Annotated in this window: 12 protein-coding genes; 3 read left to right on the forward strand and 9 right to left on the reverse strand. The window is 62.0% G+C overall.

The genetic code is table 11. From position 1 onward, the window contains the following. Positions 1 to 23: 23 nt before the first annotated feature. From Pan216_RS18680 to Pan216_RS18700, 5 genes are all read right to left on the reverse strand, one after another. On the reverse strand, positions 24 to 1,187 hold the full coding sequence (locus Pan216_RS18680; protein ID WP_419192709.1) for a Gfo/Idh/MocA family protein: 1,164 nt from the start codon (positions 1,185 to 1,187) through the stop codon (positions 24 to 26). 117 nt (positions 1,188 to 1,304) lie between these two features. Further along, entirely contained in the window at positions 1,305 to 2,084 is a 780-nt protein-coding gene (locus Pan216_RS18685) for an SDR family NAD(P)-dependent oxidoreductase (protein ID WP_145264124.1), read from the reverse strand. A 222-nt stretch (positions 2,085 to 2,306) separates the two neighbouring features. Then, positions 2,307 to 2,972 (reverse strand): GDSL-type esterase/lipase family protein, encoded by a 666-nt coding sequence (locus tag Pan216_RS18690; protein ID WP_145260237.1) that lies wholly within the window; start codon positions 2,970 to 2,972, stop codon positions 2,307 to 2,309. Positions 2,973 to 3,104: 132 nt separating this feature from the next. After that, complete coding sequence (locus Pan216_RS18695; RefSeq protein WP_145260239.1) at positions 3,105 to 3,572, reverse strand: hypothetical protein; 468 nt, start codon at positions 3,570 to 3,572, stop codon at positions 3,105 to 3,107. Between the two features lie 26 nt (positions 3,573 to 3,598). Next, positions 3,599 to 4,522: a DUF1559 domain-containing protein gene (locus Pan216_RS18700; protein WP_419192710.1), complete on the reverse strand. Its 924-nt coding sequence runs from the start codon at positions 4,520 to 4,522 to the stop codon at positions 3,599 to 3,601. Here Pan216_RS18700 and Pan216_RS28495 point away from each other — a divergent pair. Then, positions 4,509 to 4,739, forward strand: coding sequence for a hypothetical protein (locus Pan216_RS28495; protein ID WP_419192711.1), 231 nt, complete (start codon positions 4,509 to 4,511; stop codon positions 4,737 to 4,739). The two genes, Pan216_RS18700 and Pan216_RS28495, sit on opposite strands and share 14 nt — an antisense overlap. Before the next feature lie 167 nt (positions 4,740 to 4,906). After that, entirely contained in the window at positions 4,907 to 7,102 is a 2,196-nt protein-coding gene (rlmKL, locus tag Pan216_RS18705) for a bifunctional 23S rRNA (guanine(2069)-N(7))-methyltransferase RlmK/23S rRNA (guanine(2445)-N(2))-methyltransferase RlmL (RefSeq protein ID WP_145260243.1), read from the forward strand. A 51-nt stretch (positions 7,103 to 7,153) separates the two neighbouring features. Here the strand turns inward: rlmKL and Pan216_RS18710 are convergent, their stop codons facing one another. Both Pan216_RS18710 and Pan216_RS18715 read right to left on the reverse strand, forming a co-directional pair. After that, entirely contained in the window at positions 7,154 to 8,323 is a 1,170-nt protein-coding gene (locus Pan216_RS18710) for a M23 family metallopeptidase (RefSeq protein WP_145260244.1), read from the reverse strand. Between the two features lie 486 nt (positions 8,324 to 8,809). Next, positions 8,810 to 9,232: a secondary thiamine-phosphate synthase enzyme YjbQ gene (locus tag Pan216_RS18715; RefSeq protein WP_145260246.1), complete on the reverse strand. Its 423-nt coding sequence runs from the start codon at positions 9,230 to 9,232 to the stop codon at positions 8,810 to 8,812. Between the two features lie 337 nt (positions 9,233 to 9,569). Here Pan216_RS18715 and Pan216_RS18720 point away from each other — a divergent pair, with 337 nt between their 5' ends. Further along, on the forward strand, positions 9,570 to 11,135 hold the full coding sequence (locus tag Pan216_RS18720; RefSeq protein ID WP_145260248.1) for a glycerol-3-phosphate dehydrogenase/oxidase: 1,566 nt from the start codon (positions 9,570 to 9,572) through the stop codon (positions 11,133 to 11,135). Between the two features lie 692 nt (positions 11,136 to 11,827). On the opposite strand, the gene Pan216_RS18725 is transcribed toward Pan216_RS18720, so the two are convergent. Together Pan216_RS18725 and Pan216_RS18730 are read right to left on the reverse strand one after the other, a co-directional pair. After that, positions 11,828 to 12,952 carry an acyltransferase family protein gene (locus Pan216_RS18725; protein ID WP_145260250.1) on the reverse strand — a complete coding sequence of 375 codons (1,125 nt, stop codon included), beginning with the start codon at positions 12,950 to 12,952 and terminating at the stop codon, positions 11,828 to 11,830. A gap of 175 nt (positions 12,953 to 13,127) precedes the next feature. Continuing rightward, positions 13,128 to 14,786 (reverse strand): L-lactate permease, encoded by a 1,659-nt coding sequence (locus Pan216_RS18730; RefSeq protein ID WP_145260252.1) that lies wholly within the window; start codon positions 14,784 to 14,786, stop codon positions 13,128 to 13,130. Positions 14,787 to 14,897 lie beyond the last annotated feature (111 nt).

Consider the following 14,897-nt stretch of genomic DNA (forward strand, 5'->3'; position numbering starts at 1 on the left):
CTCTCTTGGCGGGGGATCGGGGCTCAGCCAGGTTCGCCGACCGCGGTCCACTGTTGGGCGCGGTGGCTCGCCAGAATCGCTTCACACAACTGCACCTCTCGGTGTCCATCGGCAAAGGTCGGATACGTCGCAGGCTCGTCGACGCCCCCCTCGGCGATGGTGTCGTAGAAGGCTCGAAAACACTGCTTGAACGAGTCGGCGTATCCCTCGTTGTGACCTCCCGGGTAAGCCGCGGCCGCTTGGGCGGGTCCCGTCAGAAGTGCCGGATCGCGAAGGAGCTCCTCGTTGGGTCGATCGCAATGTCCGATCCAGAGCTGGTTCGGTCGTTCGCTATTCCACGCGAGCGTTTCGTGGGAACCGGCGATCTCAAAACGCAGGCAGTTCTTGCGCCCTGGAGCGACTTGCGAGACGTGCATGCAACCTCGCGCGCCGCCTCGGAAGCGAAGCAGAACCGCTCCATAGTCCTCGGTCGTGACCGACACCGGTTCGGTCGCCTCTTGCTTGGCCCCGCCGCTGAAGGACTCGACCTCCCCGCTCGGACGGTACCTCACCGGATGAACCGTCTTCAGGTCCGCGAGGACCGCTTCGACCTCCAGGCCGGTCATCGACTGGACCAGATCGAGCCAGTGGGTCCCAATGTCGGCGATCGCTCGCAATTCCCCGTTTTCCCGCGCCAGCACGCGCCAGTTGTAGTCGGTCGCGAGCGTCAGCCACTCTTGCACATAGCTACCGGTAACGTGAACGACGTCACCGAGCGTGCCGCGACGAATTCGCTGACCAACCTCAAGACAAAGCGGGTAGAAGCGGAGGTTGTAATTGACGCCCGCGGCGAGTTGGGAATGCTCGCTGGCAACACGAACCAGTTCTGCGGATTCGGCCGACGTCATGGCCAGCGGCTTCTCGCACATCACGTGCTTGCCGGCGAGCAGGGCACTCTTGGCCATCGGGAAATGCCAACGGTTTGGCGTACCGATGTGGACGCTGTGGACCTCTTCGTCGGCGAGCACGTCCTCGTACGAATCGTACGCGCGAGATAGACCGAACTCCTCCGCCGCGGCTTTCGACTTGGCCGGACTCGATCCGCACACGCCGACGATCGTGACACCGATACGCCGTAGGGCCTCCACATGGACCCAGCCCATGAAGCCCGTTCCCACCACGGCGACGCCAATTCGGTCTCTTGTCACGTGTTTTTCCTCGTTGGTGCGGGATCTTGCCGTATCAACGGTGTTCTCCGGGTGCCCACGGCCAATATGGGAATGGCACCCAGAAGCTCTTGCGCAATGAGCGAACCAATCAGTGCTCTAGCGTGCCGTCCAACCACCATCGACGACGAGCATGCTCCCCGTCGTATAGCTGGCGGCGTCGCTGGCCAAGTAGATCGCCGCTCCCTGAATCTCCTCCAACCGCCCCCAGCGATTGAGCGCGACGGCCCCGACGATAAACTTCTTCGCCTCCTCGGAATCGGCGATCGGCTCGTTCATCGGCGTGAGAAAAGGTCCGGGGCAAATGGCATTGACCACGATGCCGTCCTCGGCCAACTCGAGCGCGAGCGCGCGGGTCAGTTGGACGACAGCACCCTTGCTCGTCGCGTAAGGCGTTCGATTGGCGAGCCCCACCAACCCCAAGGTGCTCGCGAGGTTGATGATCCTGCCGTGCCCGGACTTCTTCAGATGTGGTAACGCCGCTCGGCACGTCAGCCAGATGCCGTCGACGTTGATCTGTTGGACCTGACGAAACTCGTCGAGGGATAGCTCGTCGATCGGCCCACGGATGTTGATCCCCGCGTTGTTGATCAGGATATCCAGCCGCCCGAATCGCTCGTCGACGCGCTGGACGAGTTGCTCCACTTCCTCGGGACTAGAAACGTCCGCACGGAGGCCCATCGTGTCCACCCCGTGGCGTTGGGCAATCTCCTTGGCCGCCGCTTCGGCTTCGTCCAGATGACGGCTGATTAGCGCGACCTTGGCTCCCGCGGACGCGAGCCCATCGGCCATCGCCTGCCCCAACCCTTTCGAGCCCCCCGTGACCAGGGCGACTCGGTCGGTCAACTTGAAGAGATCGATGCCCGGAAGCGAACGGATTGAATGACTCACTGCGGCTCCAATGTTTGGTGGTTCGTGATGGTTCGACCGACAACGAATCGTTCTCGGTGATCAAGATCGCGACAGAGGTCGCCGAGTGGCCGTGAATTCCAATCGTCTCGATTGGGCCGGCTGGCTCGCAATCACATGGAGAGTCCAGGGCCGAACGCGAGGGGCCCAAGAAAGCGCGGCGACGTGGTGCCGATGCGGCAACCGTCGCCATCAGTTCGCGTCGCTTGCCACGGCGGGGCTCTTCGTCAAATAGGGCTCAACGAGTTCGTCCCAGAGATCATAGCCCGTGGGACTCAGGTGCAGCCCATCCTTTGCGAAGAGTTCCGGACGGGGGTGCCCCTCCTTGTCGAGCATCGGCTTGAAGATGTCGAGGTACTCGAAGTAGTCCTTGCCGTTGGCCTGCCGCATCACCAGCTTGTTGGCGGCGCTCACCTTGTCGACCAAGTTCCACCGTTTGATGGAGGGCTTGATCGCGACGAAGACGATCGTCGTCTTCGGCAGCGCGGCGTGAACCTTCTCGACCAGCGTCTCCACGTTCTCCGCGATCTTCTCCGGGGTCACGCCGGCCGCGACATCGTTGTCACCCGCGTAGATCACCACCACGCTCGGCTCATACGGCAGGATGACGCGATCGGCATAGCGCAGCGAGTCGCTGACTTGCGAACCACCAAAGCCGCGATTGATCACCTTGTACCCCGGAAACGACTCGTCCAAGGGCCAGCGAACGATACTGGAACTACCGACGAAGAGATTGGCTCCCTTGGGAGGCGGCTCCGCGCGGTCCGCCTTTTCGAACTTCTGGATCGCCGGCTCCCAACGATCCTGCTTCGCCTCCTTCGCGGTCTGCGTCGCATTCGGCTGGCCAACGAGAAACATGGTGACGGCGAACGAGAACAAGGCAGCGATGGCAAGACCTCCCTGTCGCTGAAGGTGATGGCGGAACCGCGAAGACGATCCATGTTTTAGGGGAAGAGGTGTCGAGAGGACAACACGCGCGATCGGGGATGATTAGTCGACCAGGGCGAAGGTGAGCTCGTTGGTCTCTCCCGGAACGACGGTCGCCGTTAACTGCGACTCCTCGGCGTTGCCGTATCGTTCGGGAATCATGGACTTCCCAGGAATGACGCCGCCGTCGTCGGTCATCCCTGGTGGCTCGGCCCATGACTGAATCGCGACGACATACTCGCCCGGGGGAACTCCGTCGACGCCCTTGAAGACCTGAAGAGTGAACCGCCCGCTAGAACCGATTTTGCCCGTCGCCACGTTGCCACTACCGCTGGCTGCCGTCGGCATGAAACTGATGATGCCGGAAGTGAGCGGCTCCCCCTTGTAGGTAACGGTTCCTCGAACGGGGGCCAGCTCGATATCGACCGTGGGACGGCTCGAACATCCAAGGAATCCAGCGCAAAGAAGCGGAAGAACCGCCAGGACACCGGGTCGACCAGAGCGCCCAAGGCGCGAGAAATGGTGGTTCACTCGCTCATCCTCTTCCAAGGAAAGTGCTACGGCGCCTCGACGATATTCCCGTCGTTCCTGTCACCGAGCAAACAGTAGACATTGAAGTCGATCGCATCGGAGATGAACTTCACCGAGGAATCGGCCATGACGAAGTGCCCCCCGCCGGGGTGGTGGCTCGAGAAACCAGCGTTCTGGCGATAGAGAGAGGTGTTCCCTGGGTCCGCGGAAGGGGAATTGAGTCGCTGCGCCATGTACGCCGCGGGGAAGATCGTCGAGAAGGCCCCTCCGTGCCGGGTCAGCTCGGCGTTGCGTTCCCCAAGGAGAAACGTCTTGCTGAGTCCATCGCTCACGTCGGCGTTTCGAATCCGCGAGATTCCCCGCAGCGCGAAGATACCGGGTTGGTCGCTGTTGTACTCGTGCGAGCACTGCCAAATGTTCGCGGTCGTGCTGCAAAACGAGTTGAGCGAAGGGCAGTCGGGCGTCGTATTGTCCGGCCGCGAGGTTCCCGCCGAAACGACGTAGTGAAGCCCCTGCTGCTCCGTTGGACCGCAGCAGTAGACCGCATTGTCCACCGTTGTCGTCGAGTCGGCGTAGGGATTGCTCGGGCAGGTGATGAAGGAGAACTTCTGGCTGGTGAGCAGTTGGGCGTTCCCTGTCTGGGAATTGTTCTGATCGAAGTCAATTCGGTCGAAAACTTGCTGTTTTTCGACGTAGGGAAGGATGAATTCGACCCAATTGTGCGCTCGATTGTTCGGAATGGGGACTGCCGACGCGGGACAAGTCGCGTTGGAGCTTCCGGTCGCCCACGTGCTGGTAAACGGATAGACGCCGTGACTCTCGACGTAGTTCTGCATCGCGATGCCGAGCTGGCGCATCCGACTGGAGCACTGGGTGCGCCGAGCCGATTCGCGCGCCTGCTGCACCGCGGGCAAGAGGAGCGCGACGAGAACTCCAATGATCGCGATCACCACCAAGAGTTCCACCAAAGTGAACCCCAGTCCGTTCGTCGTTCGCCGCATCCTCATCGTCGATTCCCCCCAGTTCAATCGGCTCCAAACGGACTCGGCCGACGTGCCCCCCACGTCGGCCGACAAACGATTCATCGCCAACGACGGCACCCGTCGACGCTTCGCCATCGCCAATCCAGACCATCCGCACGGAAGTGCTCTGGCTGTCGGTCATTGAGTCGTTCGAGAAGAAGGGAAGCCGGCCCATCAACTTCCCCGTACCTTAGAAAGATAAAGCATCGATCAACATTCGACCAATGCAATTCTCGACGCAAATCTCACGACGCTGAAGTGAGCCCTTCAACGCGAGAATGGAGTCCCACCATCAGCTCACGATCAAGTTCCATGGAAACCACTCGAGCGTCGCTACCCATTCACGTTCGAACGCTCACCGGTCTGGAGCCGGTCCTCGCGAAGGAACTCGCCACCGTCGGCGCCCGCGATCTCTCGGTCCACAACCGGCTCGTCCGTTGCACCGGGGACCGGGAAATCCTTTACCAGGCGAACCTTTGGTGCCGTACCGCGATCCGGGTTCTGCAACCGATTCACACCTTTCGCACCACCGACGAGAGCTCCCTCTACGATGGATTCCGCGAGGTCGACTGGCGGGACCACCTCGTCGAGGAAGCGACACTCGCTGTCGACGCGATTGTCCACAACAGTTTCTGCACCCACTCGCTCTACGCCGCCCAGCTCGCCAAGGACGCGATCGTCGACCAATTCCGCGATCGTTCGGGGAACAGACCGAGCGTCGATCTCAAGAACCCGACCCTCCGCATCGGGCTCTATCTGGTCAACAACGAAGCGACCATCTACCTCGATGCGTCGGGCGAATCGCTCCACAAGCGTGGCTACCGACTGGCGACCTCCGAAGCCCCGCTCAACGAGGTCCTCGCCGCCGGCATCGTCGCGCTGTCCGAATGGCAACCTCCCGCCAACTTCGTCGACCTCATGTGCGGATCGGGAACCTTCCTGATCGAGGCCGCGCTCCAGGCACGCAACATCGCGCCGGGGCTTTCACGGTCCTCCTTCGGATTTGAACGCTGGCCCAACCACGACGTCGCGCTTTGGAAGCGGATCAAGGAGGAGGCTCGCGACGCGATTCGGCCCTCCTGCGACGCCATGCTCCTCGGGCGCGACCGCGACGCAGAGATGATCCAGCGGGCTCGGAGCAACGCCCTTCGGGCCGGGGTCGACGACGACATCCGTTTCGAAGTCGCGGATCTTCACGACGCCAGCGCCCCCCGTTCGCGTCCCGACGGCCCCCCGGGGATCGTCGTGATGAACCCACCCTACGACGAGCGGCTCAAAATCGCCCGGGCATCGGCCCTCTACCGCCGGATCGGCGACGTGCTTAAACAGGGCTTCGGAGGTGATGTCGCGTTCCTCCTGACCGGGAATCTCGAAGCCGCCAAGCACGTCGGCCTGCGAACTTCCAAACGAGTCGTCCTCTACAACGGGCCGATCGAGTGCCGGCTTCTCCGCTATGAATTGCGAGCCCCGAAGAGAAAGGAGCCGCCCGAGCCGATCCAAGCGACCGACGACGCCGGCGACGCGCCGAAGCCTCCTCGCGTGATCGATCGCTGGCAGCCGCAGCTCGAGATGTTCGCCAACCGTCTGCGGAAGATGGCGAAACACTGGGGAAAGTGGGCTCGCCGACAGGGCATCACGTGCTACCGCGTCTACGACCGCGATCTTCCGGAGACACCGCTCGCGATCGACCTCTACGATGGTCGCGTCCACGTCTCGGAGTTCGAACGTCCCCACGACCGCTCTGACTTCGAGCAGGATCGTTGGCTCGACCAGATCCTCGAACTGATCGCCTCGGTCTTCGACGTCGCCAGCGACAAGATCTTCGTCAAGGAGCGTCAACGCCAACGCGGCAGCAGTCAGTACCGTCGTCAGGCCGAAACGGGCAACACCTTCATCGTCACGGAGAACGACCTCCGCTTTCGCGTCAATCTCACCGACTATCTCGACACGGGGCTCTTTCTCGATCACCGCGAGGCACGGAAGATGATCCGTGAGCGATCAAGCGACTGCCGGGTGCTCAACCTCTTCGGCTACACCGGCTCGTTCACGGTCTACGCGGCCGCCGGCGGAGCGCGAACCACGACGACGGTCGACCTTTCGGAAACCTACCTCCGCTGGGCGAAAGAGAACCTCGTCGCCAATGGGCTCGAAGGGGATCGGCACCAGTTTGTGCGCGACGACGCGATGGGATTCCTAGGGGGACTCGCTCGGCGCGAGCGACAGATCTACGACCTGATCGTCGTCGACCCGCCCACCTTCTCCAACAGCAAGAGGGCGCGGACCGACTTCGACATCCGCCGCGATCATCCAGAACTGCTGAACTTGGCGCTCGAGCGGCTCCAGTCTTCCGGAGCGGTCTTCTTCTCGACCAACTGCCGCAAATTCCAGCTCGATGAAGCCAGCATCCAGGCGACGGGCATTCGCGAAATCACCGGCCAAACCGTCCCGCCCGACTTCCAGCGAAAACGCCCCCACCGAAGTTGGTGGATCACCAAGAACGTCACCTGATCACGGCAGCCTTCGAGGATCTTCGGTCGCCTGGCGTCCGTCGACGCGTGGTCACTCGCCGATCGTGGGAAAGTGGACGACCGAGAGCTGCATCGGCAGTTCGTCGACGCACGCTCTCGGCTCGGGGAGTGCGTTAACCGGAACCACGCCGCCCTCGTCTTCCATCTTGTTGTAAGTGTCGATACTGGGAACGATCCCCGTCACCTCGAAGGCGTCGATCACGTAGGGAATCCCGTTGGATCCCAACGCGGACGGCCTCGACATGACGTGAAAGTGAAGGTGCGGCGCGCTCGTGTTTCCGGTGTTGCCTACCTGGGCGATCACCTCGCCACGCTTGACCCGCTGGCCCGACTTGACCCTCAAGCTCCCGGGCTTGAGGTGAGCGTAGAGAGCGAACGGACCGTTGGCAAGCTTGAGAATGATGTGGTTGCCGTCGATCTCCTCGGGAGGCAGTTTGCCAGGTAGCCCACCCGGAACCTGGTTCTGGAACTCGTCGACCGCGGCCACCACTTCCGCGTCGGCGACGGCGAAGACTCGCTTGCCATAGCAGGAATAGCTCTCGACCTTCTGGAGGTCGCCACTCGATGTCCGGTGCTGATCGTTGAGCTGTTCCCAGTCGATCGCGAACCGTTGAGCGAGATAGAGGTGTCCATTGAGCCCCATCAACGCCCGACGATGAGTCAGTGATTCGCAACAACTATCGACCGCGACCCAACGTTCCCCTTCGAGCGGAGGCCCGAGCGTGATCACGTCATCGGAAACCTCGCTCTCGCCCCCCTTCTCCGTGATCGTTCCCTTCTCCGATCCAATGGTCAACTCGTGCTCGATCTGCTTGGGAACACTGCCGGGAGCGAATGACAAGTGCATCCATACCACCGCCATCTGATGAGCTCCGATCACCGATACGGGATCGCGACCACCGAGCAGCGACGTGATGGCGGCAAGCTTCTCGCCGACGTAGGTCGCGATCTCTTTCCCGTCTCCCGTCAACACCGCCAACCGTTCGAGGTTGCACGTGATCGGACTCGCGTTGGCCAGTTTCAGTTCGTAGACGACATGGAATCGACCATCGGACCCCTTCACCGCGATCGGCGGCTTCATCACCTTCATCGCCACGGGAGTGAATTGGATCGACTCCTCACTCGACTCGCCCCGAGACATCGACGCGCCTATCCCCAGAGTCAGGAGCCCGGCGGCGATAGGCAACACGTTGCAGTTCATCGTTCGTCCTCACGTTGACGCTGTTTCGTTCGTCGACTCGATCAGTCGCCTTGATACTAACCCGCGAAGCAAAGGGGAGAAGGGACGATGCGATTGGTTCCCGCGTCGTCATGTTCGCCACCGACCATGGCAAGAGACCTCCCGAACGTCCTCGGCGAGTCGCCCCCCCTAACAGGCGTTATGCGATTCGCTGCCGGAATCACCCAACGGGCAGGTTGAGTTGGGAGGCCGTTGATCTAATCGGGCCAAGGCGAGAACAAGGAATCGTGGCCAAGATCAAAGAGTAATAGCGCAGGCGAATCCGTCGATTCGTCGAGGTTTTCCGACGCCGAGATTGGTCAATAGGACCGTTCGCAGCTGGCGGCGATTGGATCAACGGGCTGCTGGACCGGCTCACTCTCGGTGCCACAATACTGACACTCCGCATCATCCAGAGCGACGAGAGCGTCATCGGCGATATAGCGGAAGATGTTGCCCATGGTCCCCTCACTCTCCAAGCACCTTTACCAGCACCCGTTTCGGGCGTTTGCCGTCGAACTCGCCGTAGAAGATCTGTTCCCAGGGGCCGAAGTCGAGCTTGCCAGCGGTGATCGCGACGACGACCTCGCGGCCCATGATCTGACGTTTGTGGTGGGCGTCGGCGTTGTCCTCGCCGGTGCGGTTGTGGTGGTACTTGTCGGGCGACGGGTCGAAGGGGGCGAGTTCCTCGAGCCACTTCTTGTAGTCGCGGTGCAGCCCCGGCTCGTCGTCGTTGATGAAGACGCTCGCGGTGATGTGCATCGCGTTGACGAGGCAAAGGCCCTCCTGCACGCCGCTCTCGGCAACGATCTCGCGGACCTGCGGCGTGATGTTGAGAAAGTCCATCCGCTCGGGGATGGTGAACGTGAGATGACGCGTCGTCGATTTCATGGGATGCCCCCCGGCGTGGTGATCTGTGTCCTGTGTCCTTGAAAACGTCTTCGTCCCAGAGCCGGGGAGATGCCCCAGGCTACGACACGGTCAAGACATGGTAGGTCAAGACCCGCCCTACGAACTTACTCCCGCAATGGGAACGATGCCCCAGCCGACTCGGAAGACCGTAGGTCAGGCCATTGCCTGACACGAATGGCTGTCGGCACCCAACGCATTTTGACTGAGGGCCATCATATGGGACCTTGGACTCAGCCCCACCCTACTCCTGAGTTGCTATGCTCAAGGTGGGAGCGGCGTGATGCAACGTCGTGGGGGAAGGGCCGGGAGAACGACCATGGACCGTGAGCGGATGATCGGGGAATTGACCAACGGGTCGTGGGACGTGATCGTCATCGGCGGCGGTGCGTCGGGACTTGGGGCGGCGGTCGATGCCCAAGCACGCGGGTTTCGCACGCTGCTGCTCGAACAGGCCGACTTCGCCAAGGGGACCTCGAGCCGGAGCACCAAACTCGTCCACGGCGGCGTCCGCTACCTCAAGCAGGGAGACATCTCGCTCGTCAACGAGGCCCTCTACGAACGCGGCCTGCTCTGCCACAACGCCGCGCACTTGGTCCACGATCTCGCGTTCGTTGTCCCGATCTACCACTGGTGGCAAGGCCCCTTCTATGGGATCGGCCTGAAGCTCTACGACATGCTCGCGGGGAAACTCAACATCGCCCACTCGCGGCATCTCGGCCACGAGGAGACCCTGCGGCGAATCCCCAACATCGAACAGAAACACCTTCAAGGGGGCATCATGTATCACGATGCCCAGTTCGATGATGCCCGGCTATCGACCACGCTCGCCCGGACCGCGGCCGATCTCGGCGCGACGGTGCTCAACTACGTCCGCGTCGACGAGTTGATCAAGGACAACGGCATGGTCGCCGGCGTGCGGGCGATCGACACCGAGACCGACACCAGCTACGAACTGCGAAGCAAAGTCGTCATCAACGCGACCGGGATCTTCGCCGACCGGGTGCGGGCGATGGACGACACCGTCGCCGAGCCGGTGATCTCCCCGAGCCAGGGCGTCCATATCGTCCTCGACAAGTCGTTTCAGCCGACCGACACCGCGATCATGGTGCCGCAGACCGATGACGGCCGCGTCCTCTTTGTCATTCCGTGGCACGAACGCGTGCTGGTCGGCACGACCGACACCGCGATGGAGACCCCCGAACTCGAACCGACCGCGACGAAGCAGGAGGTCGAGTTCATCCTTCGCAACGCCGCACGGTACTTGCAACGAGACCCGAGCGAGTCGGACATCCTGAGCATTTTTGCCGGGCAACGGCCGCTGGTTCATCCGGGCGGGGCCAAGTCGGCGACCGCGAAGATCTCACGCGAGCATCTGGTGGAGATTTCGCCGTCGGGGCTGGTGTCGATCATGGGCGGGAAGTGGACGACCTACCGCCGGATGGCCGAAGACACGATCAATCACGCGATCACGGTAGCCGGCCTGCCCGATCGTCCGAGCAAGACGAAGGATCTCAAGTTGCACGGCTGGATGAGTCGCGACGACACCGCCCTGCCCCGAGCGGGTCATTTGCAGATGTACGGGGCCGAGGCCGCCGAGGTGATGACGTTTCTCGAGGAGGGGACACGGAAGGAGCTTCTGCATCCGCGCTTGCCGTACGCGGAGGGGCAAGTGACGTGGGCAGCTCGGCACGAGTTGGCGCGGACGCTCGAGGATGTCCTCGCGCGGCGGACGCGAAGTCTTCTGCTCGACGCCCGGGCCTCGATCGACGCCGCTCCCCGTGCGGCGGCGCTCTTGGCGGAAGAGCTCGGTCGCGATCAGGACTGGATCGACGAGCAAGTGACGAGCTACGGCGAGCTGGCCAAGGGATATCTGCCGGGATGAGTCTCTTCGTAGGTCTTGCCATTGCCTGACGCGAACGGCTTTCCGTCTTCAAGAGTCAGGCAATAGCCTGACCTACGGGGAGAGTGTTGGGGTGGCCCCGATTGCTTGCCAATCGGGGTGGCGCAGCCACAAGAGGCCCTTTGGACGCTATCGTTCTCTCTGGCGGAAGACCCTCTCTCTGGAGGACTCTTGCTCGCGTTGCACGCCAAGGGTGACGACTAACCTGGGCCACCCAAGAGCGCGCCTAGAGTCAGGCAATAGCCTGACCTACGGGGAGAGTGTTGGGGTGGCCCCGATTGCTTGCCAATCGGGGTGGCGCAGCCACAAGAGGCCCTTTGGACGTTATTGTTCTCTCTGGCGGAAGACCATCTCTCTGGAGGACTCTTGCTCGCGTTGCACGCCAAGGGTGACAAGCAACCTGGGCCGCCCAAGAGTGCGCCGAGAGTCAGGCAATAGCCTGACCTACGGGGAGAGTGTTGGGGTGGCCCCGATTGCTTGCCAATCGGGGTGGCGCAGCCACAAGAGGCCCTTTGGACGCTATCGTTCTCTCTGGCGGAAGACCATCTCTCTGGAGGACTCTTGCTCGCGTTGCACGCCAAGGGTGACAAGCAACCTGGGCCGCCCAAGAGTGCGCCGAGAGTCAGGCAATAGCCTGACCTACGGGGAGAGTGACCTCTGTGGTTCCCAGCGGACTAGGTTTGACGCGTCGTCGGAAGCATGGCGGGGGTGAGGGTCACGGTGAGTGGCTTGAGCCTGATGGTGCCGGAGGGGATGAACTTGTCGCGAAGGCGCAGAACGGGCGTCTCGACCAGATGGGAGGCGAGGATGCCGATCGCGATGCTCACGACGGTCACGAAGAGCATCGTCTCCAGCGGAGGCATTTCCCAAAGGAGCCGGGAGGGACGAACGATCCATTCGATCACCGGCAGGTGCCAAAGATAGATCGAGTAGGAGTGCTTGCCGACATACCCGAGCGAGCGCATCGGCAGCATGGACGAGATGCCGTTCGTGACCAGCGCCATCAGGATGAGACCGCAGGCCAAATAGAAGACGGTTAGGCCCACGGTGTGAATCGCCGGTGTCGACTCGATCGGCCAGAGGAACGCGGGCGTCAAGAGGACCGCGCCAAGCAGGACGAGCTGGGAGCGTCGCCCAACAAAGATCGCCTCGATCCGTTCGCGATGGAACTGCCAAAAATAAGAAAGCAAAACGCCAAACCCGAGGGCATCGACCCGCAAGTGGGTCAGCGAACTATTGTGCTTCCAGTAGACGCTCCAGTTCGCCAGGCGAAGCAGCAAGATGAGACCCGCGAGCGTGAACAAGATGCGCGGAAGGGCCATTAAGGGCGAGGGCGTTTGCTGCGAGAGCAGCACCCCGACGAGCAACGCGAGCCCGAGATAGAAGTGTTCCTCCACCGCCAGCGACCAGGTGTGGTGCCAGAGCCCGCCCATGTAGTTTTGCAGGAAGAAGACCTCGCCGGTGATCTCGCTCCAGCCAATCGCGGGGTTTTGCGCCACCAGCAGCGGTCCAGTGATGGCGAGGAAGAAGAAGAACGCGGGGTAGATTTTCAGCCCACGACGGATGAGAAAGCGGGGGATATTGACGCACCCTTCGCGTTCGAATTCGCGAAAGAGGAGCCCCGAGACCAGAAAGCCGCTCAGCACGAAGAAAAGATCGACGCCGATCCAACCACCTCGCTGCCACGCGCTGGAGAGCACCGTCATCCCGTCCTTCACGTAGACGTGTCGCCCGATCACGAGCAGGACAGCGACGGCGCGCAGGACGTCGAGCGCGAGCATTCGTTCCGATGGTCGCATGGAGTGAAAGGTATCCGCGGAGGAGGACGGCGCGTGCTGAACCGGAGAACTATACCTTCCAAACCGGCAGGTGGCGCGTCGCTCGACGGTTTCCCGAACCGCTCGGCGACCACCATTCCAGGAGTAATGGAATAGCCGCGGTAATTCGGCACACCTTCATCGCTCGCGAGAGGGCCTATCGCGTGAGGATCAGCCCCAGAATCCCGGTTGCCACGACATAGTAGATCGTCGGCAAGATGGTCTTGCGGAGGGTAACTCCTTCCTGCCCCAAAAGCCCGACGGTGGCGCTGGCCGCGACGACGTTGTGAATCGCGATCATGTTGCCCGCGGCGGCGCCGACGGCTTGAAGAGCGACGATGGTGCTGCCGGAACGGCCGAGTCCTTCGGCAACCCCTTGTTGGAACTGGGCGAACATCGCGTTGCTGACGGTGTTGCTGCCGGCGATGAAGGCTCCGAGGGCTCCGATCCACGACGCGAAGAAAGGCCAGATCGCGCCGACGTGATCGGCCACCCACTGGGCCATGACCAGAGGCATGCTCGGCAAGCCGGCTCCGTTGATGTTGGAGAGAAGGTAGATCTGGACCATCGGCACCGTGAAGACGAGGACAAACCCAGCGGCGAGGAGGGTCTTGGCAGCGGCTCCGGTGGCGCGAGCGATGTCCGCAACCCGCATGCGGTGCAGAAAGAACGTGATCCCCGCGACGAAGAGCAAGATCGCTCCAGGCAGATAGAGCGGCGCGGTGCCGGCGTCGATATCGGTACCTAGGACATGCTTCCACGTGATGCCGAAGGACTTGAGCCAGGCGCCAACGCCAAGTTGCGGTAGCCGGGTTAGGACCAGAACGACCGCAACCAGAACATAGGGAAGCCAGGCCAAACGCAGCGACATCGTCTTCTCGGCGGGAGCTTCCAGGGCCTTCAAGTCGATCGTGCCGAACCATTCCTTGGGCCACTGCTCGGAAGGCTCGAAATCCCAGACCTCCGCGGGCAGAAGGAATCGAGCTCGCGCGGCGCGGGTGACGACAAAAAGCCCGACCATCGCGCCTAGGAGCGAGGGGAATTCCGGTCCAAGGAAGTAGGCGGCCAAGACGTAGGGGACGGTGAAGGAAACGCCGCCGAAGAGCGCGAACTTCCAGATCGAGAGCCCTTCGGTCCAAGAGCGGCGCGGGCCGAAGAAGCGAGTGAGCATCACGACCATCAGAAAGGGCATAAAGCTGCCGACGATCGCGTGGATGCAAGCGGCTTTGATGGTGACTTGCCGGAGGTAGGAGGCCTGGTCGAGGCTATTGGCGGCGAAGTAGCTCGAGAGGGCCTCCCAGTTCATGTTCTGCCCGATGCCGACGAGGATGGGCGTGCCGGCGGCTCCAAAGGTGACCGCGGTTGACTGAACCATCAAGCCGATCATGACGGCGGCGGCCGCGGGAAACCCGAGCGCGACGAGTAGAGGGGCGGCGATCGCCGCGGGAGTGCCGAAGCCGGCGGCGCCCTCGATGAACGAACCAAAAAGCCACGCGACAATGACGACTTGGACGCGCCGATCGTCGCTAATTTGATGAAAACCGCGCCGAATCGTGCTAATGGCGCCCGATTCCTCGAGTGTATTGACCAAAAAGATGGCGCCAAAGACGATAAAGAGGATGTTGAAGGTGACAAAGAGGCCCTTGATCGACGCCGCCGCGATCCGGACTTCGTCGACGTGCCAGAAGAGCCCCGCCACCAGCGCGGCCGCGACATAGACCAGCGGCATCGCCCAGCGAGCGGGAACCCGAAAGCCTACCAGCAACACGCCTCCCAAAAGGATGGGAAAGACCGCCAAGAACGCTTGGAGCGTCACCTGTTCCTCGCCAATACCGGACCAATGGTGTGGATGAGAAGTCACTATCCCTACCGCGAAGTTTCGCGGGACGCAAGCGTCGATTGGCCAGGAGGCCGAAACGCCCTTCAA

It is taken from the genome of Kolteria novifilia, assembly GCA_007748055.1.
Classification (GTDB): Bacteria; Planctomycetota; Planctomycetia; order Kolteriales; family Kolteriaceae; genus Kolteria; species Kolteria novifilia.

Coding starts and splice junctions, on each gene's coding strand:
- Pan216_RS18690 (WP_145260237.1), bottom strand. CDS start 2,972: ATGTTTCTCGTTGGCCAGCCGAATGCGACGCAGACCGCGAAGGAGGCG.
- Pan216_RS28495 (WP_419192711.1), top strand. CDS start 4,509: ATGATCGCGATCACCACCAAGAGTTCCACCAAAGTGAACCCCAGTCCG.
- rlmKL (WP_145260243.1), top strand. CDS start 4,907: ATGGAAACCACTCGAGCGTCGCTACCCATTCACGTTCGAACGCTCACC.
- Pan216_RS18710 (WP_145260244.1), bottom strand. CDS start 8,323: ATGAACTGCAACGTGTTGCCTATCGCCGCCGGGCTCCTGACTCTGGGG.
- Pan216_RS18715 (WP_145260246.1), bottom strand. CDS start 9,232: ATGAAATCGACGACGCGTCATCTCACGTTCACCATCCCCGAGCGGATG.
- Pan216_RS18720 (WP_145260248.1), top strand. CDS start 9,570: ATGGACCGTGAGCGGATGATCGGGGAATTGACCAACGGGTCGTGGGAC.
- Pan216_RS18725 (WP_145260250.1), bottom strand. CDS start 12,952: ATGCGACCATCGGAACGAATGCTCGCGCTCGACGTCCTGCGCGCCGTC.